This is a genomic window from Saccharothrix sp. 6-C (genome assembly GCF_016695385.1).
Taxonomy (GTDB): domain Bacteria; phylum Actinomycetota; class Actinomycetes; order Mycobacteriales; family Pseudonocardiaceae; genus Actinosynnema; species Actinosynnema texasense.
Map to the genome: position 1 here is coordinate 6,148,639 of NZ_CP064192.1, position 22,764 is coordinate 6,171,402.

Genomic DNA, 22,764 nt, shown 5'->3' on the forward strand with positions numbered 1-22,764 from the left:
AGCGTGGTGACGCGAGTGATCGTCACAGCACGGATGGTGACGGAGGGCTTGACACACACCACGCCGAATAGATGAGGTAAGCCTAGCCTTAGTCGATCGTCGGAGGTGTCGTGTTCGCCGTCAGCCCCTCCGCAGGACCGATCCCGCCGGGCAGACCCGCCGACGTGCTGGCCAGGGCCCGCCGGGTGCTCGGCGACGTGCCCGAGCACGGCATCGGCGCGGACGCCGCGCTGGCCCGCGTCACGACCGTGCTGACCGAGGGCGGTGTCGACCTGACCAGCCCGTTCGCCGCCGCCCACCTCCAGCCGCCGCCGCTGGCCGTCGCCGTCACGGCGGACGCGCTGGCCGGCGCGGGCAACGCCTCGCTGGACACCTACGACTCCGGCCCCGCCGCGCTCGCCGTGGAGCGGTGGGTCGTGGCGGCGCTCGCCCGGCTGGCCGGGTTCGACGCCGACGCGGACGGCGTGTTCACCCCCGGCGGCACGCTGTCGAACCTGACCGCGCTGCTGCTGGCCAGGGACGCGGCGGCGGCCCGGCTCGGCCTGGACGTGCGGGCCGACGGGGTGGGCGCGCTGCCCGACCCGGTGGTGTGCTGCTCGGAGCTCGCGCACTTCTCGGTCGCGCGGGCGTGCGCGGCGCTGGGCCTCGGCGAGCACGCGGTGCGCACGGTGTCGGTGGACTCGCGCCGGCGGATGCGGCCGGACGCGCTGGCGGCGGTGCTGCGCGCGGGCGGCACGCCGGTGGCCGTCGTGGCGACCGCGGGCACCACGGACTTCGGCTCGGTCGACCCGTTGCCGGAGGTGGCGGAGATCGCCCGCGAGCACGGCGCGTGGCTGCACGTGGACGCCGCCTACGGCTTCGGCGCGTTGTTCTCGACGAAGCTGGCCGGGCTCGTGGACGGGCTGGCGCTGGCCGACTCGGTGACCGCGGACCTGCACAAGATCGGCTGGCAGCCGGCCGCGGCGAGCGTGCTGCTGGTGCGCTCGGCGTCGCTGTTCGGCCCGCTGGAGCGCTCGGTGGCCTACCTGAACCCGGAGGACGACCGGGCCGAGGGCTACGACGGCGCGCTCGGCCGGTCGTTGCAGACCACGCGCCGGCCGGACGCGGTGAAGGTGGCCGCGACGCTGCTCGCGCTGGGCCGCGCCGGGCTGGGCGCGCTGGTCGACCGGTGCCACGAGCTGGCCGGGCACGCCGCCGCGCTGATCTCCGCCGACCCGTCGTTCGAGCTGGTCGGCGACGCGACGCTGACCACGGTGGTGTTCCGCTACCGGCCCGCCGACGAGTCGCTGGCCGACGAGGTCAACGCGCGGCTGCGCCGGGCGCTGCTGCGGGCCGGCGCGGCGCTCATCGGCCGCACCGAGGTGGACAAGGCGACGTGCCTGAAGTTGACCCTGCTCAACCCGAACGCCCGGGAGGCGGACCTGGTCGCGCTGCTGGCACTGGTCCGCGATGCCGGTTCCGCCGCCGAACGACTTGTGGAAGGAGCCGCATGACACGCGATCCGCTGGAAGGCGACCCCCGGTCGACCGCGGAGCACGCGCACTTGGAGGCGTTGCTGCGCTGTTGGGTGCGGGAGCGCGACGTGCCGGTGACCGACCGGGTGCGGATCGAGGTGCTCGGCCTGCCGCTGGAGGCGGACGTGCGGTACGCGTCGCCGACCGGGCGGCACCGGTTCGGGCCGGTGACGCTGGCCGGCCGGCCCGCCGACCCGGTGGTGGCGGCGGCCCTGGTGGGCGCGGAGCTCGGCGGTGACGCGGCCGACCTGGTCGAGCGCACCGCCGAGTCGGTGCGCCGGGTCGCGGAGTTCGTCGCCTACCGCCGCCGTGCGCCCGTCGGCCCGGCCGACCGGTTCCTCGACAGCGAGCAGCGGTTGATGCTCGGGCACCTGCACCACCCCGCGCCCAAGAGCCGCGACGGCCTGTCCGCCGCCGACGACGCCCGGTACGCGCCGGAGCTGCGCGGCTCGTTCCCGCTGTTCTGGTTCTCGGCGGCCCGGGAGGTCGTGTCGCACGGCTCGGTGGCCGGCCCGGACGCGGTGACGCTGATGTCGACGCTGGCCGGGCGCAGCCCCGAGCCCGGCCGGGTGCTGGTGCCCGCGCACCCGTGGCAGGCGCACGACCTGCTCGCCAGGCCGCGGATCGCGTCGCTGCTGTCGCGCGGGCTGCTGGAGCCGCTCGGCGAGTTCGGGCCCGCGTGGTCGCCGACCTCCAGCCTGCGCACGGTGTACCGGACCGGCGCGCCGGTGATGCTGAAGCTCTCGCTGGGCCTGCGGATCACGAACTCGCGGCGCGAGTCGACGTCGACCGAGCTGCGCCGGGGCTCGGAGGTGCACCTGCTGCTGGAGTCCGGCTACGCGGCCGGCACGGAGAAGGCGCACCCCGAGTTCAGCATCGTGCGCGACCCGGCCTGGCTCGCGGTGGACGAGGGCGGCGACGTCACCGGGCTCGACGTGGCCGTGCGCGACGTGCCGGCGGACCTCGGCGACTCGCGGTGCCTGGCCGGCATGGTCGCGCCGCGGCCGGGCATCGGGCGTTCCCTGCTGGGCGAGCTGGTGCTGCGGCTCAACGCGGCCGAGTGGGTCGCCGACTACACCGACCGCGTGCTGGTGCCGATGCTGCGGCTGTACGCGGAGACCGGCATCGGGCTGGAGGCCCACCAGCAGAACACCCTGGTGCGGCTGGACCCGGCGGGCCGCGTGGTCGGCGGGCGCTACCGGGACAACCAGGGCTACTACCTGGCGTCCTCGCACCTGCCCGGGGTGCTGGAGCGGCTGGGCGTCGAGGAGTCGACGCTGGCCGTGGCGGACGACTCGGTCGTGGACGACCGGCTCACCTACTACCTGCTGCGCAACCAGGCGTTGGCGGTGATCGGCTGCATCGGGGTGGAAGGGCTGGCCGACGAGCGCGACCTGCTCGGCGTGCTGGCGGCCCGGCTGGAAGCGGCGCTGCCGTCGCTGGCCGAGGCGGGGCCGGACGGCGACCGGCTGGCCCGGCGGTGGCTGGAAGCGGACGTGCTGCCGTGCAAGGCGAACCTGCTGACCAGGCTGGAGGGCATCGACGAGGTGCTCGCGCCGCTGGACGCGCAGTCGGTGTACTTCGACGCGCCCAACCCGTTGCGGGAGGGCCGGTGCGCCCGGTGAGCCACCTCGACGCCTACCGGCAGACCGACGACCTGTCGGCCGTGCCCGGTCCCCCGCTGCCCGCGCTCGCCGGCGGCTGGCGGGCCCGGGTGGTCGACCCGGACACCCGCGACCTGGACCTGGTGCACCGCTGGATGCAGGCGCCGCACGTGGCCGCGTTCTGGCACCAGGCGTGGCCGCGCGGGCAGTGGGAGGAGGAGCTGCGGCGGCAGCTGTCCGGGCGGCACTCGTTGCCGGTGCTGGTGAGCCGGGGCGAGGACCCGGTGATCTACCTGGAGGTGTACCGGGCCGCGCGGGACGTGGTGGCGCAGGTGTACCAGGCCCGGCCGCACGACCTCGGGCTGCACGTCGCCGTCGGCGAGCTGTCGATGACCGACCAGGGGCTGGTGCGCAAGCTGCTGCCGGAGGTGACCGCGGCACTGTTCGACGCCGACCCGCGGTGCACGCGGGTGCTGCTGGAGCCGGACGTGCGCAACCGGCGGGCGATCGCGTCGTTCACCGCGGGCGGGTTCGCGCCGGTGGGCGAGGTGTTGTTGCCGGACAAGGTCGCCCTGCTGATGGTGCGCACGCGATGAGCGGCGGGAAGGCGGTCGCCGACGTGGTGGCCATCGGGTGCGGGCCGTTCAACCTCGGGCTGGCCGCGTTGGCGTCCACCGTGGACGACCTGGACGTGGTCGTGCTGGAGGCGCGCCCGGAGCTGCGCTGGCACAGCGGGGTGATGTTCCCCGACGCGGTGCTGCAGGTGAGCTTCCTGGCCGACCTGGTGACGCTGGTCGACCCGACGCACCCCCTGTCGTTCCTGGCCTACCTGCGCGACGCGGACCGGCTGTACCCGTTCTACGTGCGGGAGAGGTTCCACCCGACCCGCCGCGAGTACGAGGACTACCTGAGGTGGGCGGCGTCCCGGCTGCCGGTGCGGTTCTCGCACACCGTGACGTCCGCGCGGTGGGCGGACGACCGGTTCGTGGTGTCGGGGCCCGGGTTCTCGGTCGAGGGGCGGCACCTGGTGCTCGGGGTCGGCACCGCGCCGTCCGTGCCGCCCGCGCTGGCCGGGCTCGGGGACCGGCTGGTGCACAGCTCCGACTACCTGCACCGGTCGCCGACCGCCGACCGGGTGACCGTGGTGGGGTCGGGGCAGTCGGGCGCGGAGATCGTGCTGGACCTGCTGCGGCGCAACCTGGACGGCGGGCCGGCGGTGACGTGGCTGACCCGCACGCCGGTGTTCGCGCCGCTGGACTACACCAAGCTGGTGCTGGAGATGACCACGCCGTCGTACGTGCGGCACTTCCACTCGTTGCCGCAGGACCGGCGGGACGCGCTGCGCGCCGGGCACTGGCGGCACTACCGGGCGATCTCGGCGGAGACCCTGGAGGAGCTGCACGACCTGCTGTACCGGCGGGAGTGGGAGCACGGGCTCGCGCCGGTCGAGCTGCGGCCCGGCGTGGCGGTGGCCTCCTCCGCCGTGGACCCGGCTTCCGGCGAGGTGGTGCTGACGTGCGCGCACCGGGACACCGGCAGGACGTTCCGGCACCGCACGGACCTCGTCGTGGCCGCCACCGGGTACGCGCAGGCCCCGACGCCGTTCCTGGAGCCGTTGGAGCCGCACGTGCGGCGGGACGACCAGGGCCGGTACGTCGTGGCGCTGGACCACTCGATCGCGCTGGACCCGCCCGTCACCGGCCGGGTGTTCGTGGCCAACGCCGACCTGCACAGCCACGGCGTGGCCGCGCCCGACCTCGGCATCGGGGCGGTGCGCAACGCGACCATCGTCAACGCGGTGACCGGCCGCGAGGTGTACCCGCTGCCCGAGCACACCGCCTACACCAGCTTCAGCGCCCCGGGGGCGGCTCCGGGCGACCGGGGGGACGCTGGGCGAGGAGACGACGGTGACTGACCTGTGGCGCGAGTGCTCGGCGGCGTTGCTGGCGAAGGCGATCGGCGAACTGTGCTTCGAAGGGCTGCTCACCCCGACCGGCGACCACGAGCTCCGGTTCGAGGACGCGGTCTACACGTTCTCCGCGACGCGCACGGCGTTCGGCGGGTGGGTCGTGCGGCCGGGATCGGTGCGCCGGGCGGCGTCCGGCATCCTCGGTGACGACGTGGTGGAGCCGTGCGACGACGTGCAGCTGTTCGTCGTCGACGCGTTCCGGCACCTGCGGGTCGACCCGGCCACCACCGCCGGTTTCCTGGCCGAGGTGACCGCCACCCTGGCCGCCGACGTGGCGCTCGCCTCGACCTCGCGGCCGGTGGCGGAGCTGGCGCCGCTGCCGCAGGCGGAGCTGGACGGGCACCTGACCGGGCACCCGTGGCTGATCGCGAACAAGGGACGGGTCGGGTTCTCCGCCGACGACCTGGCCCGGCACAGCCCCGAGGCGCGCACACCCGTGCGGCTGCCGTGGCTGGCCGTGCACCGGGGGCTGGCGGAGTTCCGCGGCACGTCGGCGCTGTCCGAGTCGTCGGTGCGGGCCCACGAGCTGGACCCGGTGACGGTCGAGCGGTTCACCGAGTCGTTGCGGGAAGCCGGGGTCGACCCGGAGGCCTACGTGTGGCTGCCCGCGCACCCGTGGCAGCTGGACCACGTCGTGCGCACCCTGTGGGCGCCGGAGCTGGCCACCGGCCGGATCGTGGAGCTGGGCGAAGCCCCGGACTGGTACCTGCCGACCCAGGCGATCCGGACCGTGTCCAACGTGGACTCGCCGACACGGTACCAGGTCAAGCTGCCGCTGCGGGTGCTGAACACGTCGGTGTACCGGGGCATCCCGCCGCACTGCACGCTCGCCGCGCCGGTCGTCACCCAGTGGCTGTCCGGGCTGTGGGCGGCCGACAAGCTCCTCGGCGAGTGGGGCACCGACCTGCTGGGCGAGGTGGCTTCGGTGACCGTCCGGCACCCGCAGCTGTCCCGCGCGGGCGCCGTGCCGTACCAGTGGCTGGAGACGATGGGGTGCATCTGGCGCGAACCGGTGGCGCTGCGGCCCGGTGAGCGCTCCTGGTCGTTGGCGGCGCTGCTGCACGTGGACCGCACCGGCCGACCGCTGGTGCTGGAGTACCTCGGGGACACCGACCCGGCGGTGTGGTTCGCCGCGCTGCTCCGCGCCCTGCTCCGGCCGCTGCTGCACGTGCTCTACACGTACGGCGTCACGTTCAACCCGCACGGCGAGAACGTCGTGGTGATCACCGATCGCGACCACGTGCCGGTGCGCGTCGCCCTGCTCGACCTGGTGGACGACGTCAACGTGTCCGTCGACCGGGTGCCGGCGCGCGGCCTGGAACCGGACGCGCACGACCCCGTGCTGCCGCGCAAGCCGTGGCCGGTCCTGCGCCAGTACGTCGTGGACGCCCTGCTGATCGGCGTCCTCCGCCCCCTGTCCACCCTGCTGCCCCTGCCGGAGGACCGCTTCTGGGGCCAGGTCCGCGGCGAGGTCGACGCCTACCGCGCCCGCTTCCCCGAGCTGGCGGCCCGGATGGACGAAGGCTCCCTGACCACCCCGACCTTCCTCCGCTACCCGCTCAACAGCTACCGGATCACCCTGGGCTACCGGGACCTGACCGCCCGCCCCCCGGTGCCGCAGACGGACACCCTGCCGAACCCGCTGCACCCCGCCGCGCCGATCCCCCCGCCCGACGGCTGGTGACCGTCCGGGACGGCGAGTCCTCGGCCCGGCGGACCCGCGACGCGGTCGAGCACCGGGGCGCGGAACGGGACGCGGCCGCCTCGTCCGGTATCCCCGGCCGGACGAGGCGGCCGGTGGTTCAGGCGCGGGCCAGGGTCAGGTAGGCCAGGCCGAACCGGGCGCGGTAGCCCTTCAGCCAGCCGTCGCGGTGGTCGTCGACGATCGCGCGGACGTCGGCGGCTTCCGGGTGGTCGGGGTGGTCGAGCAGCCAGCGCTCCCGGGAGGCGCACCAGCGGGACTCGAAGCTGTCCCACTCGTCCCGGCTCGCGGTGGCGAGGTTGAGCAGGCGGTAGCCGCAGGCCATCGCCAGGTCGACCAGGTCGGCGAGGGCGCCGAACTCCTCCTCGCCGAAGATCTCGACCGACCTGTCGTCGGGCGGCTGCTCCCAGAAGCCGTCGCCGAGCAGGAGCGTGCCGCCGGGGCGGAGCCGGGCGCGCATGGCCTCCAACGTCTGCCGCGTGCCGCCCCACGCGTGCGAGGCGCCGATCGAGATCGCCACGTCGGCCGGCTCGGTCTCCCACGCGGTGACGTCGGCCAGCTCCAGCGTGACGCGGGACGCCAGCCCCCTGGCCTGGACGTTCGCCCGGCCGCGGGTGATGGCGTAGTCGTCGCTGTCCACGCCGGACCCGAGGGCGTTCGGCTCGTGCTCCACCGCCCTGAGCAGCAGTTCCGCCCAACCGCACCCGTAGTCGACGACCCGCTCCCCCGGCCGCAGGTGGAGGCTGCCGATCAGGTCGTAAGCCTTCGCGTCCGAGAGCGGGGTGTTGAAGTCGAGCAGGGCGTGGCCGTTCAGGGGGACGTCTGTCACGGGGCACACCGTGTCAGAACCCCGACGGATCGGAAATGGATTTACTCCTGGCCGCGGACGGCCTTGCGCAGTCTCGGCAGCCGGTCGGCGAGGACGCGCTCCGCTCCCCGGCCCGTCGGCTGGTAGTAGTCCCGGCCGACCAGGTCGTCCGGCGCGTACTGCTGGGTCACCACGCCCTCCGGCACGTCGTGCGGGTAGCGGTAGCCCTGGGCGTTGCCCAGCTTCGCCGCGCCCGCGTAGTGGCCGTCGCGCAGGTGCGCGGGCACCGAGCCGATCGCGCCCTTGCGCACGTCGGACATGGCCTCGCCGATCGCGGTCGTGACGGCGTTCGACTTGGGCGCGGTGGCCAGGTGGATGGTGGCCTGCGCCAGGTTCAGCGCGCACTCGGGCAGCCCGATCAGCTGCACGGCCTGCGCCGCCGCCACGCACGTCGGCAACGCCGTCGGGTCGGCCATGCCGACGTCCTCGCTGGCGTGGATCACCAGCCGCCGCGCGATGAACCTCGGGTCCTCCCCTGCCTCGATCATCCGGGCCAGGTAGTGCAGCGCGGCGTCCACATCCGAACCGCGGATCGACTTGATGAACGCGCTGGTCACGTCGTAGTGCTGGTCGCCCTGCCGGTCGTAGCGCACGGCCGCCTTGTCGACCGTCGCCTCCAAGGTGGCCAGGTCGAGCACGCCGCCGTCGCCGACCGAGTCGGCGGCGGCTTCGAGCGCGGTGAGGGCCCGCCGGGCGTCACCGCCGGCCAACCGGACCAGGTGGTCCTCGGCGGCCTGCTCGACGGTGACCGCGCCGCCGAGGCCGCGTTCGTCCCGCACGGCCCGCTCGACCAGCACGCGCACCGCGTCGTCGGTCAACGGCCGCAGCTGCAGCACCAGCGAGCGGGACAGCAGGGGCGACACGACGGAGAAGAACGGGTTCTCCGTGGTCGCCGCGACCAGCAGCACGATCCGGTCCTCGACCGCGCCCAGCAGCGCGTCCTGCTGGGTCTTGGAGAACCGGTGCACCTCGTCGATGAACAGCACGGTCGACTCGCCCGAGCGGACCAGGCGGCGGCGTGCCTCCTCGATGACCGCGCGCACCTCCTTCACCCCCGCCGACAGCGCCGACAGCGCGGCGAACCGCCGGCCGGTGGCCTGGGACACGAGCGTGGCCAACGTCGTCTTCCCGGTGCCCGGCGGGCCGTAGAGCATGATCGAGGCGGGCGACGAGCCCTCCACCAGCCTGCGCAGCGGCGCGCCCGGACCGAGCAGGTGGTCCTGCCCGACCACCTCGTCCAGGGTGCGCGGGCGCATCCGCACGGCCAGCGGCGCGTTGGCGGCGATGCGCGCCGCCTTCTCCTCCGGGTCGACGCCGAACAAGCCGTCGTCGAACATCCCCTCGTTCACGTGTTCGACTGTAGCTCCCCCGTGCACTGCCGCTGTCCGAGCGTGCAACGACGGTTCCGCCGCAGGTCGTCGACGGTGCAGGGTGACCGCATGAGCACGCTGAGTCCGGAGCGGATCGCCCGGCACGCGCACGACGCGGGGTTCCGCGGACAGGACCTGACGATCGCCGTGGCGGTCGCGCTGGCCGAGTCCGGCGGCGACACCCGGGCGCACAACTCCACCCCGCCGGACGACTCCTACGGGCTGTGGCAGATCAACATGCTGGGCTCGATGGGCCCGGCGCGGCGGCGCGAGTTCGGGCTGGAGTCGAACCGGGAGCTGTTCGACCCGGCGGAGAACGCCCGTGCGGCGAACAAGATCTCCGGTGACGGCCGGTCGTGGACGCCGTGGTCGACCTACACCAACGGGGCGTACAAGCGTCACCTGGACGAGGCGCGGCGGGGCGTCGAGGCGATGAAGCGCGGCGGCTCCGGCGGGGGTTCCGGCGGGGGCGGCTCACGCGGCGGGTCGGGCGGCGGGTCGGGCGGCGGCGGGTTCTCCGTCGACCTGGGCGTGCTGCGCGACTACGCGCGGCGGACGCGGAACTCGGCCGACGACCTCACCGCGCTCGGCCGGCGGCACGTGCGCGAGGTGCGCGAGATCGCCGAGGACAGCTTCGGGCGCATCGGCAAGCAGTCCGGGTTCGCCGACGCGTTGGACAACTTCGGCGCGGCGCTGCGCAAGCAGGTCAAGGCGGTCGCGCACAACACCGACGCGCTGGCCACGTCCGCGAGCCGCTCCGCCCGCGCGTACAAGGAGCAGGAAGACGACATCGCCGGTTCGCTGGGCGGCAAGGCAGGCGGCAGGACCGGCGGCAGCGGCGGCATCAGCGGCGGAGGGGAAGGGTAGTGGACACCCGAGCGATGGCCCGGCACTTCGCCGAGAGCATGATCGGCCACCGGAACTCGTTGGCGGGCAAGGCCGAGGACGCGGTGAAGGTGCAGTACGCGCTGCACCAGACCGCGACCGGCCTCACCGACGGGCACGAGGACCAGGCCAAGGCCGCCAAGACCGTGCTGGAGCACTGGAAGGGCGACAACTCCGAGGGCTTCGAGAAGCGCTCGAACCGGCTCGGCAGGCAGTTGCGGGTCACCGCCGACGCCGCCCGGGACGCGGAGAAGATCGTCGCCGGCGTCACCAGCGCGTTGACGACCGGCCACACGCGGGCGCGGCAGGCCGTGGACGAGTACCTGGACAAGGCGTCCCGGCTGCTGGACGCGGGCAAGGCCGTCGGCACGCAGGCCGCGCTGCTCAAGGCCGTGGCGCAGGCGGCCGACCTGGAGCCGAAGTACACCAAGGAGACCACCGAGACCGTCCGGCACGTGCGGGGCGAGCTGGAGGACGCCGCCCGCAAACTGCGCGCGCTGGAGAAGGACGTCGAGCACGACGGCGTCGCGGACGGCCGGGCCGAACGCACCCGCGGCTCCACCACACCGTCCAAGGCGCGGGCCCGCGGCCGTTCGCGGACGATCATCTCGGCTGCCCGCAAGGAGCTGGGCACGCGGGAGAACCCGCCCGGCAGCAACCGCAACCCGTACGGGCCGACGGCGGCGTGGTGCTCGTCGTTCGCCACGGCGATGTGGCGCAAGTCGGGCGTGGACATCCCGCTGCTGCCGTTCACCGGCGACGTGTTCCGGTGGGGGCAGAAGCACGGCAAGGCGTACACGAGCCTGAGCGCCGTGAAACCGGGTGACGTGCTGCTGTTCGGGAGCGGGCCGAGCAGCCCGGCGACCAGCAAGCACATCGGGATCGTGGAGAAGGTCTCCGGCGGGACCGTGACGCTGATCGAGGGCAACTCGGGCGACAGCGTGCGGCGCAACACCCACCGGCTCAGCTCGGCGACGTTCTACGGAGGGGTGCACCCGTGATCACGGGGAACGCGCACGACCCGGACACGGGGATCGCGGTGGAGGTGGGTCCCGGCGGCGGGCTGCGCGAGCTGGCGCTGGACTCGCGGTCGGTGCGGCTGGGGCAGACGGGGTTGGCGCGGGCGATCCTGGCGCTGGTCGACACGGCGACGGCGCGGGCGAACGCGCGGGCGCGGCACGAGGTCGGTGACGACGTGTCGGCGTTGGGGCTGGACGTGCGGGCGAAGCTGGTGGAGTCGGTCGAGGACACGACTCCCGAGACGTGGCGGGTGTGATGGGGCTCGGCGAGCGGTTGGACTCGATCCGGTGCGAGGCGTCCGGCCGGGGCGTGACGGTGGTGGTCGACCTGCACGGGAAGCCGGTGGACCTGGCGTTCACCCGGGAGGCGCTGGCGATGCGGCCCGCCGAGCTGGCCGGCGTGATCCGCGAGCTGGCCGACGAGGCCGCCGCGGCCGCCGTCGCCGAGGGCATGTCGGTCCTGTCCGACGTCGTCCCACCGGACCTGCTCACGTCGTGAGCGTTCAACTCGGGTGTTCCGAACGTAGGACACGCGCGAGCTGAACGTAGGACACGCGCGAGCTGAACGTAGGACTCTCGCGGGAGTCGTGGGTTCAGCTCGCGCGGGTTCGCGCCAGCAGGGCGGTCACGTGGCGGGTCAGCCACGGGGTGTCGGCCGGTGAGAGGTGGACCCATTCGGTGTGGTGGGCCTCCTCGGTGGTCAGCGCGTAGCGGCCCGCGGCGGTCTCGGTCCAGCTCAGCACGCGGGAACGGCCCCGCGGTCCGGTGGCGGCCAGCTGACCGGTCGACCTGCGCGGCGAGTCCACCAGCGTGGTGATCGACCGGGTGGCGCGGCCGGTGATGCCGGCCTGGGCGAGGGTGCGCTCCAGCGCGGTGTGGCCGGACTGGGCGTAGGCGTCCATCGCGGCGGCGAACACGGACCGGGGCATCCGCACCTGCTCTCCCGGGCCGGCCGGCGCGTCGCCGATGACGCGCGTGATCGCGACCGCCAGGTCGGTGACCGGCTCCAGCGCCACCTCGCGGTCGTTCAGCACGGCCAGCACGCCGTGCCCGCCCCGGGCCGTGGCCAGCACCCGCCACGGGTGCGGGCGGAACACCAGCGCGTCCACCGCGACCTCGCCGTGCGCGAGCAGCGCGAACAGGTCCTCCAGCGCCGGCGACACGTCCTCGCCGTCGGCCAGCCCCGCCTCGGTCAGCGTGCGCAGGACCTCGGCGCCGAGGGCGTCCCGGTCGTCCATCGTCTCGCCGTGCGACGGCACCTCCAGGGGGTAGGGCGGCTCACCCACGCCCAGGTCCTCCCACAAGAGGTCGAACTCCAGGTGGGACAGGACGACCGCGGTCGCCGAACGTCGCGCCATGAGGCCAGAAGGTAGCGCCCGGCGGCGTCTCGCGCGGCCGGTTGGGCAACACCGGTGGCTACGCTGCTCCCCGTGGACGTCGCCGGCGGGTTCCTGACTGTGCGGGCTTCCGGCGCGGCGGCGGCCAAAGCCGCGCTCAGCGGGGGTGCGGCCACCCCGGAGCACATCCAGCTGCTGGTCGGCTGCACGGTCTCGGGCGGGGTGCCGGGCAACGGCGCCGCGCTTCGGTTTCCCGATTGCGCGCTGCACGTGCTGCCCGACGTGGTGATGCTGACCGTGGCCGAGGCCCGCCTCACCGTCGGCTTCGGCGAGCTGAAACCGCTGATGTTCCGACCGGTCCCGGTCGACGCCGCGCTGGACGCCGTGTTCTGCGGCGCGGTGGCGCACGTGCTCGCCGCCGCGCACGCCCTCGACCCGCACGGCCTGTCCCACCACCTGCTCGGCCTGGCCGAGCTCGTGCTGCGCAGCGCGTTGCGGGCCGAGCTGGAACGCGTGGACTCCCTGGTCGCCCGGCGGCGCGAAGCGTTGGAGTACATGCGCGAGCACCTGGCGGACCCGGCCCTGAGCGCGGACCGGGTCGCCGAGGCGTTGTTCATCTCCCGCCGCCGCCTCTACCAGCTCTTCGACGACGGGCAGGGCGTGTCCGAGCGCATCCGCGGCCTGCGGATCGACCGGGCCAAGGCGTTGCTCGCCGACCCGGCGAAGGCGGCGCGCGGCATCGGCGAGATCGCCAAGGACTGCGGGTTCGTCAGCGCCGCCCACTTCTCCCGGACGTTCCGCCAGGTGGTCGGCCGGACGCCGAGCGAGTTCCGTCACCGCTGAACCGCACGCCCGAGACGAACCGGCCCGCGATGCCCGCCACCTCCAGCCAGCCGCGCCCGGTCGGCGAGTGCAGCGTGAACACCGCGATCCGCGGCTGGTCCGGGTCGCTCACCACGACCTGGAGCTGGGCGCCCGGCCCGGCGACCGGGATGCGCTCCACGATCACCACCGGGTAGCCGGTCGCCGTCTCGCCGCGGGTGACCTCGCGGATCGACGGGCCGTCGAGGTGGAAGCCCAGCTCGTCGGGGTCGGCGGGCCGGTCGACCGCCACCACGCCCGCCATCAGCAGCGCGGGGTCCGCGTCCCGGTGCTCGACCACGGCCAGCAGGCCCGCGCCGTGCCGGTGCGCCAGTTCCGCGGCCTGCGTGGCGGACACCTCCAACCCGGGGTCACGGGTGCCTTTGAGCCGTCGCAGCACGGTTAACAGCTCCGCCGCGGTGCGTTCGGGACTGCCGAGTGCCACCGGGGTCACCCCCGGCACGGGAGCGAGTCTCACCCCAGGCCCGCCCGGAACGCCGCCGCCGCGCCCCTGGTGGACGCGGGTCGAGGTGGGCCGAGCAGCACGGACGCCAGGTCGGCGGTGAGGGACGAGAAGCTCGTCAGCGTGTCCGCGATGACCGTCGACGGCTCCTCGGCACGCAGCCGGTCGGCGACCCGCCTGGCCTCCGCGCGGTGGTCGCGCTCCAGCAGCCGGGCCTCCTCCAGCACGTCGTCCAGCTGCCGGCGCAGCTCGTCGTGCCGCGCCGCGGCCCGCTCGTGCGCCTCGCCGTCGGCGGCGGTGAAGGACGCCATCGCCCCGGTCCGGTCGAGCTCGTCGGACGCCTCGGCGAGCGCGCGCCGCACACCGAGCGCGCGCCGGTCCAGCTCCTCGGCACGCCGCTGGTTGCCCAGCAGCGTGGTGGCCCAGCCGTCGAGCACCTCGGCCGCCGCCCGCATCGCGCGCCGCACCGCCGTCAGCTCCGACACCACCGCCTCCAACCGCGTCCTGAACCCGTCCGCCGCCGCGCCCGTCCACGGTTCCGGTGGCGCGCCGGGGACTGTAAGGGCAACCGACAACCGCTCGCTCGCCGCCACCACCGCGCCCGCGTGGCCCGGCGCGGGGTCGAAGCCCAGTCCCCGGTAGTCAGTCATGGCGCAGCTCGTCGGCCTGCCGGTAGGTCTCACCCGCCGCGCGCAACGCGTCCGCCACGGCGTCCAGCTCCACCCCGCGCAGCACGGCCGCCCACTCGGCCACCAGCCGGTCGACCGCCTCGGTGACGCCTTCCGGCCCGAGGTCGCCCGAGGGCTGCTCCAGCGCGGACGCGGTGGCGCGCACCTCGTCGGACACCTCGTCCAACCGGCCCGCGAACGCGGCCAGCTCGTCCGGGTCGACCTGGTAGCCGCCGCTCATTCGCCGAGCACCGGCGGGAACGCGGGCGGCAGGTCGTCGAGCAGGTCGAGGCCGAGGTCGTAGCGGTTGCGGTGCTCGCCGTCGTCCTCGCGGTTGCCCGGCGCCATCGGCGGGTACATGCCGAAGCCCTGCGGGCCGCCCGCGCCGACGACCGGTCCGACGCCGCCCCGGGCCGCCGCGCCGCCCGGCACCGCGCCGAGCACGCCGGACGCGCCACCCGGGCCGAAGCCTCCTTGACCGGCGCCGCCTCCCGGGCCGCCGACGCCGGGGCCGAAGGAGCCGCCACCGCCCGGCGCGAACCCGGACTGCGACCCGAACCCCGACTGCGGCCCGAACCCGGACTGCGAGCCGAACCCGCCGGGGCCGCCGTAGCCGCTGCCGGGGCCGGGCACACCGGCCGCCGCGGCGGACGTGGTGCCCTCGGGCCGCACGCCCGGCTGGGACGGTGCCGGGTCGACGGGCGGCTGCCGGTCCTGGAGCGGCGCGGGCCACGTCGGCGGCACGGGCCCGGGGTTCGACGGCGGCGGCGTCCACGTCGGCTGGGCCCACGCGGGCTGCGTCCCGGTCGGCTCGGTGACCACCGGCGCCTCGTCGAACACCGGCAGCTCGCGCCCGATGCCGTGGCTGGCGGCCTCGTACTGCTCCATCACCCGGACCGCCCGGTCCATGGCCTCCTGCTGCTCGCGCTTGTCCGGCAGGTGGTCGTCCAGCAGCTGCTTGAGCATGTACGCGCCCTGCGGGCCGTCGAGCGTGGTCACGTCGTAGCCGGCGCGGAACCACTGCTCGGCGTCGGGGTGCACCGGCTCGGGGATCGCCCGCGCCGCCTCCTGGACCGCCGAGGTGTAGCCGTCGAGGCCGCCGCCCACCTGGAACGCGTGCTCCGAGGACCGCGCGCCCCACTTCGTCAGCTCCGACACCGACTCGGCCGCGGCCACCGCCGACGGGCCCCGCCACGACAGCGCGAGGTTCTGCACGATCTTCTGCACGTCCGCGGTCGCCTGGTCGATGTCGGCCGCCAGCCGCTGCCACTCGTACGTGCGGGTGGCCATCTGCGCGGCGTCGGCCGACTTCACCATGTCCCAGAGCTGCCGGTGCGTGTACGCCCGCCAGTTGATCTTGCCGAAGTTCTCCGGCTCCCGGTTGGCCCGGCGCTGCTGCACGCGCTTCTCGTTGCGCCGGCGCGTGGCCGCCGAGTGGTCGTGGAAGTCGGACCAGTACCCGCCCTTGCGCTCGGTCACCGCAGCCGCCCGAGGTCCTGCCGCACCTGCTCGTCCTGGGCCTGCTGGGTCTTGCCGACCTGCTCCAGCGAGTCGCGCAGCAGCGCCAGCTCCCGCACGTACGACCGCAGCGCCGTGCGCACGCCGCCGCCGACGTCGCCGCCGCGCAGGCCGAACGCCCGGCGCATGTTCAGCGCGACCGGGCCCTTGCCGTCGCCGAGCGGCTGGTCCATCTCGCGGTCCGCGCGGGCCAGCAGCTCGCTCAGCACCCCGTGCAGCCGTTCCAGGTCGGACACCGCCGTGGTGAAGGAGGCCAGGTCCAGCTCGATGAAGTCACCGCCCTCGGCGACCACGCCCGCCGCGCCCGCGCCGGTCGGCCCGGACACCACCGGCACCGCGACCGCCTCCGACCCGCGCTGCTCGTCGCGCAGCTCTTCGCGCATCCGCCTGGCGTCCTCGACGCCGCGCACCCTGACCACCATGGACCACATCGTCCTGTGCCCGCGCGCGGGTGACCAGAGCGGGTGCACAGCGGGAGCAACGGCGGTGCACGATCGGACAAGCCCACCACCCGGAGGGGCCCCGCCACCAGCCGGAACGGGACCGGGTCGGAACCGGGCCGGATGGCGGACGAGCGGACCGCCCGCGACCGGGCGGAGGAGGCCGACCGATCACACCGGCCGGTGGTGCGGGAGCAGGGCGGGAGCTGTGCGAAAATCGGCACCCGTGCCGTCACCTGCCGTTCACGCGCGCGCCGTGTTGCTCGCCGGCCCCTCCGGTTCGGGCAAGTCCACCCTCGCCGCCCACCTCGGGCTGCCCGTGCTGCGGCTCGACGACTACTACCGCGAGGGCGACGACCCGCTGCTGCCCCGCGACGAGACCGGCCGGGCGGACTGGGACGCGGAAGGGTCCTGGAACACCGCCGACGCCCTCGCCGCCGTGGTCGAGCTGGCCACCACCGGCACCGTCGAAGCCCCCGTGTACGTGCTCGGCGAGGACCGGAGGGTCGGCTGCCGCACGGTGACCGCGCCCGGCCTGTTCATCGCCGAGGGCCTGTTCGCGGACCGGCTGGTGGCGGGCTGCCGCGAGGCGGGGGTGCTGGCCGACGCCATCGTGCTCGCGCCGAACGCGGTGGTGACGTTCGCCCGCCGCTTCGCCCGCGACGTGGCCGAGGCCCGCAAGCCGGTGCCGCTGCTGGCCCGCCGCGGCCTGCGGCTGCTGCGCGAGCACGCCGGCGTGGTGCGCCGGTGCGTGGACGCGGGCATGCGCCCGGCCCGCCCGCACCACGTGGAGCTCGCCACGATCGGGGGCATGGCCCCCGCGTCGGTGTAGCCCGGGAGTGCCGGGGGTACTGCTGCCGGCATGGCTGAGTTCGAGCACGAGCAGACGGTGCCGGTCGACGCGCGGGTGGTGTTCGACCTGGCCCGGGACGTGACCGCGATGCAGGCGTGGCTGCCGGACGGGCTCCAGGTCGAGTCGAGCGGCCCCGAGCGCGTCACCGGCCGGGTGTCCATGGGCGACGAGATCGACGAGGCCGAGGGCTACCTGGCCGAGGACGCCGAGCAGCGCCGGCTGGAGTGGGGCGACCTGGAGGGCGGCGGCTACTCGGGCTGGCTCCAGGTCGACGACGAGGGACCGGGCCGCAGCCGCGTGGTGCTGCACCTGGACGTCACGGGCGAGCACCACGCGGCGGTCGGCGGGGAGGCGCACGAGATCACCGACGAGTACCTCGTGCAGGCGCTGAGCCGGCTCGCAGCGCTGGCGGCACAAAGCGTGACGTGACCGTCTTCACCGCACATCAGGTTTGAACGCGGAAAAGCGGCACCTAGGGTGAACGCCGTTCACCCGGGCACGTCCGCACGTCGAGGCCCCGGACCACCGTCGAGGGAGCTTCGATGTTCCGCGCCTTGCGGAGCCGCAACTACCGTCGCTGGGCGTTCGCCGACCTCGTCTCGGTGACCGGCTCGTGGATGCAGTTGATCGGCCTGAACTGGGTCGTGCTCGACCGCACCGGCTCGGCCGCCTCGGTCGGCCTGTCGGTGCTGCTGGGCGCCCTGCCGCCGGTGCTGCTCGGCCCGTGGGCCGGCGCGCTGGCCGACCGGCTGCCGGCGCGCCGGACCATCCTCGTCTGCCAGGCCCTGCACGCCGTGCTGGCCGCGGTGCTCGCGCTGGTGGTGTGGCGGGGCGCGCCGATCACGGCGGTGTTCGCGCTGACGTTCGCGGCCGGCCTGGTGTCGGTGTTCGACCTGCCCGCGCTCGGTCGGTTCGGCGCGCGGGTGGTGCCGCGGGAGGACCTGGGCAACGCGGTCGCGCTCGGCTCGGTGCTCAGTTCGACCGGCCGCATCCTGGGCATGAGCGGCGCCGCCGTGCTGGCCGCCGCGCTCGGCTCCCCCGCCCTGTTCCTGATCAACTCGGTGAGCTTCCTGGCCGTCGTGGTCGCGGTGCTGACCATCCGCCGCGCCGAGCTGCACCCGTTGGCGAAGAGCCCGGCCGACGGCGCGGGCGTGGTCGCCGGCCTGCGGTACGTGGCGGCCAGCGGACGGCTGCTCCTGCTGTTCGCGCTCGGCTTCACGCTGTCCAGCCTGGGCCGCAACTACCAGGTCACGATGGCCGCGATGAGCGCGGACGCGACCGCGTACGGCCTGCTGTCGACGGTGTTCGCGATCGGCACCGTGGTCGGCGGGCTGGCCGCGGCGGCGCGCCGGGCGCTGACCGTGCGGCTGCTGCTGGTGGTCGCCTGCGCGACGAGCCTGCTGCAGGTGACCAGCGGGCTGGTGCCGGGCACGCTCGGCTTCGCCGTCGTGCTGCTGCCCATCGCGGCGGGCGCGGTCGTCATCGACACGACCATGAGCACCTGCGTCCAGCTCGACACGGCGGACGGGATGCGCGGCAGGCTGCTGGCGGTCAACTCGGCCGTCGGGGCGGCGGCGGGCGCGGTGGGCGCGCCGCTGCTCGGCTGGCTGTGTGAACGGATCGGCGCCCCGGAGACGCTGGTGCTGGCGGGCATGGTGACGTTGATGGTGACGGTGTTCGCGGCCTCGGTGCTGGCCGTGCCGCCGCACCACCGCACCGCGCTGGCCCACCGCGTGCTGCGCCGGCCGCACCGGGTGGCGCCGCCCGCCGGCCACCCGGGTCAGCCGCACGGCCCAGCGCGCCCCGCGAAACGCCGGAACCGGCGTGCACGCGTCCGGGTGTAGCCGGACACGCCCATAGGGCGGCACACGCTGCGCCGCTGAGATGCACTGCGTAATCGCCCATTCACAGATCGAGGTGCGCGCGGTTACAGTCATGCTTGTTCCTGGGAGCGCTCCCAGAACCTCAACGAGGAGGTGAACGACGTGACGGCCCGACGATGGATCGCGCTGGCCTCGGCCGGTGTGGCCGGCCTGCTGATCGCGACGCTCGTGAACGTGGTCAGCCCGACCGCGGCGTCCGCACACGGCGCCATGATGACCCCGGGCAGCCGGACCTTCCTGTGCTGGAAGGACGGCCTGTCGCCGCAGGGCGACATCCGGCCGCAGAACCCGGCCTGCGCCGCCGCCGTCTCATCCGGCGGCACCAACGCGCTCTACAACTGGTTCGGCGTGCTCCGGTCCGACGGCGCGGGCCGCATGAGCGGCTTCATCCCCGACGGCAAGCTGTGCAGCGGCGGCAACCCGACGTTCTCCGGGTTCGACATCGCGCGCAACGACTACCCGGTGACGCACCTGACCGCCGGCGCGAACTTCAACATCACCTACAACAAGTGGGCCGCGCACCCCGGCAGGTTCGACCTGTACATCACCAAGGACAGCTGGAGCCCGACCCGGTCGCTGGCGTGGAGCGACCTGGAGAGCACGCCGTTCGACAGCGTGACCAACCCGCCGGACAGCGGCGCGGTGGGCACGGTCGAGGGCAAGTACTACTGGAACGCGAAGCTGCCCTCCGGGAAGTCCGGTCGCCACATCATCTACTCGGTGTGGACCCGCTCGGACAGCGCCGAGACGTTCTACAACTGCTCCGACGTCGTGTTCGACGGCGGCAACGGTCAGGAGACGGGCGTCGGCACCGGCGGCGGGACGACGACCACCACCACGACCACCACCACGTCGACGTCGACCACCACCACGACCCCGACGTCGACCACGACCACCACTCCCACGACGCCCACCCAGCCGGGTGACGCGAGCTGCATGGCGATCTACAAGATCACCAGTGCGTGGTCGGGCGGCTTCCAGGCCGAGGTCGAGCTCATGAACCACAGCAAGAGCGCCTACAACGGCTGGACCGCCACCTGGACGTGGGGCGGCAACCAGGCGATCAACAGCCTGTGGAGCGGCGTCAAGTCCGGCTCCGGCTCGCAGGTGGTCGTCAAGAACGCGGCGTGGAACGGCACGGTGGCACCGGAGGCATCGGTGAAGTTCGGCTTCACGGCCAACTACTCCGGCGCCAACTCGCTGCCGACGGTGTCCTGCACCAGCCCGTAGTCCCCCTGTCGGGCTGATCCGGGAGCTTCACCCCAGGTGGAACCCGAACGGGAGCTCCAGCCGGTGCCGGGCGAGCAGCCCGGTGTCGGCCAGGAGCTCCCGCGTCGGTCCGTCGGCCACCACGACACCGCCGTCGATCAGCACGCTGCGCGGGCACAGCTGCAAGGCGTAGGGCAGGTCGTGGGTGACCATGAGCATGGTGCGGTCCAACCCCAGCAGCACCTCGGCCAGCTCTCGGCGGGCCACCGGTTCCAGGTTCGCCGAGGGCTCGTCGAGCACCAGGATCTCGGGGTCGCAGGCCAGCACGGTGGCCAGCGCGACCCGGCGACGCTGCCCGCCGGACAGGTGCAGCGGCGACCGGTCGGCGAAGTCCGCCATGCCCACGGCGGCCAGCGCGCGGGCCACCCGCTCGTCGAGCTCCGCGCCGCGCAGCCCGAAGTTCGCCGGGCCGAACGCCACGTCCTGCCGCGCGGTGGGCAGGAACAGCTGGTCGTCGGGGTCCTGGAAGACCACGCCGACGCGGCGGCGGATCTCCTTGAGGTGCGCCTTCTCCACCGGCAGCCCGGCCACCTCGACCCGGCCGGACCCACCGCCCAGCACACCGTTGAGGTGCAGCGCGAACGTCGTCTTGCCCGCCCCGTTCGGGCCGAGCACGGCGACCCGCTCACCGCGTTCCACCCGCAGGTTCACCCCGAAGAGGGCCTGGTGGCCGTCCGGGTACGCGTACGCCAGCTTCTCCACCACGAGCGCCGGCGCGGACCGCCGCGGCTCGACGGGCGCCACGTCCTCAGCGCCGCCCGCGCCCGCCGCGTCGGGCATCCGGCCCGTCCAACCTCGCGACACCATCGCCAGGTGCACCCTCTCGCCGCGCTCGTAGGACCGGATGAACAGGCTGCCCACGCCGCGCGCGGTCGCGCCGAGCTGCCAGAGGAACCGCGGGTCGTCGCCCCGGGAGATCCGGGCCACCCGCATCCGCTTGGCCTCGCCCACGATCACCTCGGCGTACCGCAGCATCAGCGTCGCGATGGTGATCAGCACCGCCGGCGTCCGCAGCCGTTGCAGGCCGAGCAGCAGGTCCTGCGGCGAGGTCGTGGCCGCGAGCGTCAACGACGTCAGGAGCCCGAGCGTGCCCTTGACCAGGATGTTCCACCCGGCCATCGTTCCCTCCGCCGACACGGACAGGCCGAGCAGGTCCACCCGCCCGCCCCCGCCGGTGATCGGCAGCAGCAGGGCCAGCAGCACGAACGGCGCCTCGATCACCGACCGCGCGGCGAACCACCGCACCGGCACGCGGGCCACCGCCCAGACCGCCGCGAGCGCGAGCAGGTAGGCGCCGAACGCCCAGAACGCCTCGCGCGGCGTGGCCACCACGCACAGCACCGCCACCACCGCCGCGACGATCTTCACCTGCGGCGCGAGGCGGTGCACCGGCGAGTCGCCCGGCCGGTGCAGGAACCCGTGTCCCGCGCTCACCCCACGTCGGGCTTCGCGTCGGCGGGCTTCCCGGGACGCTTGCGCAGCACCCGGAACAGCCCGCCCGCGACGGCCAGCGTGACCGCCACGCCGAGGACGCCCGCGAGCCCGGTGAACCGGTCGTCGCCGCCCAGCGCGTAGTCGGCCAGCGGCCACCCGGACAGCGGGTGCTCCCGCGCGTGCTCGGCGATGCCCTGCTGCTCGGTGACGTGGTCCAGCCCGTCCGGGTCGGAGTCGGCGAAGTAGGACACCACGCCCGCCAGCAGCACGCTGACCACCGCGAACCCCAGGAAGAAGCGCTTCACGCCCTCAACTCCAGCTTCTGCGGCACGCCGCGCAGCAGGTGCACCAGGTCCGGCCGGACCGCCGCGACCGCGGTCACGGTCACCGCGGTGATCACGCCCTCGCCGATGCCGATCAGCACGTGCACGCCGAGCACCGCGGCGGCGACCGTGCCGAACGCCACACCGCCCTGGCCGCCGATGGCGTACTCCAGCACGAAGCCGAACGACGCCAGCACCGTGTTGACCAGCGCCGACACGAACGCGACCGCGGCGAGCCCGCCCTTGCCCCGGGTCGCGAGCCGGCGCAGCGCCAGCGCCGTGAGGTAACCGACCGCGGTGCCGAGGAGGGCCATGTTGGTGACGTTCGCGCCGAGCGCGGTGACACCGCCGTCGGCGAAGAAGAGGGACTGGACGACCAGCACGATCGTCACGCACAGCGCGCCGACCCACGGCCCGACCAGGATCGCGGCGAGCGCGCCGCCGAGCAGGTGCCCGCTGACGCCGGGCAGCACCGGGAAGTTCACCATCTGGGTGGCGAACACGAACGCCGCCACCAGGCCCGCCATCGGCGCGGTCCGGTCGTCGAGGTCGCCGCGCGCCTTGGCCAGGGCCACGCCCACCCCGGCCACCGCGACCGCGACGAACAGCAGCGAGGTCGGCGCGTTCAGCAGGCCGTCGCTCATGTGCATTGCCACCGGTTCGGACACGGGCACCACGCTAGTTGCCAGTCGTCCGCAATGGCCAGCTCGATGCAACAACGATTCCGGTCACCGCGCCGGGCGAACCGGGTCGTCCGGACGGCTCGCGCGACGCCCTCCGGAGT

The 22,764-nt window shown here is 74.3% G+C and carries 25 protein-coding genes and 1 pseudogene; 14 read left to right on the plus strand and 12 right to left on the minus strand.

Annotated elements, in window-relative coordinates:
* Positions 1-110: 110 nt before the first annotated feature.
* From IOD16_RS25655 to IOD16_RS25675, 5 genes are read left to right on the plus strand one after another with little or no spacing between them, the layout of a single operon-like run.
* A complete protein-coding gene (locus IOD16_RS25655; RefSeq protein WP_236594379.1) occupies positions 111-1,493 on the plus strand; it encodes a pyridoxal phosphate-dependent decarboxylase family protein in 1,383 nt (460 codons plus the stop codon).
* Complete coding sequence (locus IOD16_RS25660; RefSeq protein ID WP_201436452.1) at positions 1,490-3,139, plus strand: IucA/IucC family protein; 1,650 nt, start codon at positions 1,490-1,492, stop codon at positions 3,137-3,139. Before IOD16_RS25655 ends, IOD16_RS25660 begins: the two co-directional genes overlap by 4 nt.
* Positions 3,136-3,714, plus strand: coding sequence for a GNAT family N-acetyltransferase (locus IOD16_RS25665; protein WP_236594380.1), 579 nt, complete (start codon positions 3,136-3,138; stop codon positions 3,712-3,714). Before IOD16_RS25660 ends, IOD16_RS25665 begins: the two co-directional genes overlap by 4 nt.
* Positions 3,711-5,033, plus strand: coding sequence for a lysine N(6)-hydroxylase/L-ornithine N(5)-oxygenase family protein (locus tag IOD16_RS25670; RefSeq protein WP_201436453.1), 1,323 nt, complete (start codon positions 3,711-3,713; stop codon positions 5,031-5,033). Before IOD16_RS25665 ends, IOD16_RS25670 begins: the two co-directional genes overlap by 4 nt.
* Complete coding sequence (locus tag IOD16_RS25675) at positions 5,026-6,771, plus strand: IucA/IucC family protein (protein WP_236594381.1); 1,746 nt, start codon at positions 5,026-5,028, stop codon at positions 6,769-6,771. The genes IOD16_RS25670 and IOD16_RS25675 overlap by 8 nt, the downstream gene beginning before the upstream one ends.
* Before the next feature lie 118 nt (positions 6,772-6,889).
* Here IOD16_RS25675 and IOD16_RS25680 read toward each other — a convergent pair whose 3' ends face one another.
* Positions 6,890-7,618: an SAM-dependent methyltransferase gene (locus IOD16_RS25680; RefSeq protein WP_236594382.1), complete on the minus strand. Its 729-nt coding sequence runs from the start codon at positions 7,616-7,618 to the stop codon at positions 6,890-6,892.
* Positions 7,619-7,659: 41 nt separating this feature from the next.
* Positions 7,660-8,994 (minus strand): replication-associated recombination protein A, encoded by a 1,335-nt coding sequence (locus IOD16_RS25685; protein WP_201441574.1) that lies wholly within the window; start codon positions 8,992-8,994, stop codon positions 7,660-7,662.
* Between the two features lie 102 nt (positions 8,995-9,096).
* Between IOD16_RS25685 and IOD16_RS25690 the strand changes: the two genes are divergently transcribed.
* The 4 genes from IOD16_RS25690 to IOD16_RS25705 are packed head-to-tail and all read left to right on the plus strand — an operon-like array spanning position 9,097 to position 11,430.
* Entirely contained in the window at positions 9,097-9,894 is a 798-nt protein-coding gene (locus IOD16_RS25690; RefSeq protein WP_201436454.1) for a type VII secretion target, read from the plus strand.
* Positions 9,894-10,913: a CHAP domain-containing protein gene (locus IOD16_RS25695; RefSeq protein ID WP_201436455.1), complete on the plus strand. Its 1,020-nt coding sequence runs from the start codon at positions 9,894-9,896 to the stop codon at positions 10,911-10,913. The genes IOD16_RS25690 and IOD16_RS25695 overlap by 1 nt, the downstream gene beginning before the upstream one ends.
* The gene (locus IOD16_RS25700) at positions 10,910-11,188 is read left to right on the plus strand and encodes a YbaB/EbfC family DNA-binding protein (RefSeq protein WP_236594384.1); all 279 of its coding nucleotides are present in this window, start codon (positions 10,910-10,912) and stop codon (positions 11,186-11,188) included. The genes IOD16_RS25695 and IOD16_RS25700 overlap by 4 nt, the downstream gene beginning before the upstream one ends.
* Positions 11,176-11,430, plus strand: a complete 255-nt coding sequence (locus IOD16_RS25705; RefSeq protein WP_170185287.1) for a hypothetical protein — start codon at positions 11,176-11,178, stop codon at positions 11,428-11,430. The genes IOD16_RS25700 and IOD16_RS25705 overlap by 13 nt, the downstream gene beginning before the upstream one ends.
* A gap of 94 nt (positions 11,431-11,524) precedes the next feature.
* On the opposite strand, the gene IOD16_RS25710 is transcribed toward IOD16_RS25705, so the two are convergent.
* Positions 11,525-12,289: an ESX secretion-associated protein EspG gene (locus tag IOD16_RS25710; RefSeq protein ID WP_201436456.1), complete on the minus strand. Its 765-nt coding sequence runs from the start codon at positions 12,287-12,289 to the stop codon at positions 11,525-11,527.
* A 54-nt stretch (positions 12,290-12,343) separates the two neighbouring features.
* On the opposite strand from IOD16_RS25710, the gene IOD16_RS25715 reads away from it, so the two are divergent.
* Positions 12,344-13,111 carry a helix-turn-helix transcriptional regulator gene (locus IOD16_RS25715; RefSeq protein ID WP_123746539.1) on the plus strand — a complete coding sequence of 256 codons (768 nt, stop codon included), beginning with the start codon at positions 12,344-12,346 and terminating at the stop codon, positions 13,109-13,111.
* On the opposite strand, the gene IOD16_RS25720 is transcribed toward IOD16_RS25715, so the two are convergent.
* Genes IOD16_RS25720 through IOD16_RS25740 form a run of 5 tightly spaced genes read right to left on the minus strand, consistent with a single transcriptional unit; the run spans position 13,038 to position 16,200 of the window.
* Positions 13,038-13,574, minus strand: a complete 537-nt coding sequence (locus IOD16_RS25720; RefSeq protein WP_236594385.1) for a hypothetical protein — start codon at positions 13,572-13,574, stop codon at positions 13,038-13,040. The genes IOD16_RS25715 and IOD16_RS25720 overlap by 74 nt on opposite strands.
* A 29-nt stretch (positions 13,575-13,603) precedes the next feature.
* On the minus strand, positions 13,604-14,242 hold the full coding sequence (locus IOD16_RS25725) for a hypothetical protein (protein ID WP_201436457.1): 639 nt from the start codon (positions 14,240-14,242) through the stop codon (positions 13,604-13,606).
* Positions 14,235-14,501 (minus strand): WXG100 family type VII secretion target, encoded by a 267-nt coding sequence (locus IOD16_RS25730; RefSeq protein WP_123746536.1) that lies wholly within the window; start codon positions 14,499-14,501, stop codon positions 14,235-14,237. The genes IOD16_RS25725 and IOD16_RS25730 overlap by 8 nt, the downstream gene beginning before the upstream one ends.
* Complete coding sequence (locus IOD16_RS25735; RefSeq protein WP_201436458.1) at positions 14,498-15,739, minus strand: PPE domain-containing protein; 1,242 nt, start codon at positions 15,737-15,739, stop codon at positions 14,498-14,500. Before IOD16_RS25735 ends, IOD16_RS25730 begins: the two co-directional genes overlap by 4 nt.
* A complete protein-coding gene (locus IOD16_RS25740) occupies positions 15,736-16,200 on the minus strand; it encodes a hypothetical protein (RefSeq protein ID WP_201436459.1) in 465 nt (154 codons plus the stop codon). The genes IOD16_RS25735 and IOD16_RS25740 overlap by 4 nt, the downstream gene beginning before the upstream one ends.
* Positions 16,201-16,474: 274 nt before the next feature.
* On the opposite strand from IOD16_RS25740, the gene IOD16_RS25745 reads away from it, so the two are divergent.
* From IOD16_RS25745 to IOD16_RS25760, 4 genes are all read left to right on the plus strand, one after another.
* On the plus strand, positions 16,475-17,050 hold the full coding sequence (locus tag IOD16_RS25745) for a uridine kinase family protein (RefSeq protein WP_236594386.1): 576 nt from the start codon (positions 16,475-16,477) through the stop codon (positions 17,048-17,050).
* 30 nt (positions 17,051-17,080) lie between these two features.
* Positions 17,081-17,500: an SRPBCC family protein gene (locus IOD16_RS25750; RefSeq protein ID WP_123746532.1), complete on the plus strand. Its 420-nt coding sequence runs from the start codon at positions 17,081-17,083 to the stop codon at positions 17,498-17,500.
* A 113-nt stretch (positions 17,501-17,613) separates the two neighbouring features.
* Positions 17,614-18,915: an MFS transporter gene (locus tag IOD16_RS25755; RefSeq protein ID WP_201436460.1), complete on the plus strand. Its 1,302-nt coding sequence runs from the start codon at positions 17,614-17,616 to the stop codon at positions 18,913-18,915.
* A gap of 141 nt (positions 18,916-19,056) precedes the next feature.
* Positions 19,057-20,184 (plus strand): lytic polysaccharide monooxygenase, encoded by a 1,128-nt coding sequence (locus IOD16_RS25760; RefSeq protein WP_236594387.1) that lies wholly within the window; start codon positions 19,057-19,059, stop codon positions 20,182-20,184.
* A gap of 27 nt (positions 20,185-20,211) precedes the next feature.
* Here the strand turns inward: IOD16_RS25760 and IOD16_RS25765 are convergent, their stop codons facing one another.
* The 4 genes and pseudogenes from IOD16_RS25765 to IOD16_RS25780 all read right to left on the minus strand — a co-directional run bounded on the left by IOD16_RS25765 (position 20,212) and on the right by IOD16_RS25780 (position 22,648).
* Positions 20,212-21,003 (minus strand): energy-coupling factor ABC transporter ATP-binding protein, encoded by a 792-nt coding sequence (locus IOD16_RS25765; RefSeq protein ID WP_201441577.1) that lies wholly within the window; start codon positions 21,001-21,003, stop codon positions 20,212-20,214.
* Positions 21,004-21,015: 12 nt separating this feature from the next.
* A pseudogene (gene cbiQ, locus IOD16_RS25770) lies at positions 21,016-21,657 on the minus strand (cobalt ECF transporter T component CbiQ); the annotation flags it as partial.
* Positions 21,654-21,962 (minus strand): PDGLE domain-containing protein, encoded by a 309-nt coding sequence (locus tag IOD16_RS25775; protein ID WP_123746529.1) that lies wholly within the window; start codon positions 21,960-21,962, stop codon positions 21,654-21,656. The pseudogene cbiQ and the gene IOD16_RS25775, both read right to left, overlap by 4 nt.
* Positions 21,959-22,648 carry an energy-coupling factor ABC transporter permease gene (locus IOD16_RS25780; RefSeq protein WP_201436461.1) on the minus strand — a complete coding sequence of 230 codons (690 nt, stop codon included), beginning with the start codon at positions 22,646-22,648 and terminating at the stop codon, positions 21,959-21,961. The genes IOD16_RS25775 and IOD16_RS25780 overlap by 4 nt, the downstream gene beginning before the upstream one ends.
* Positions 22,649-22,764: the final 116 nt, after the last annotated feature.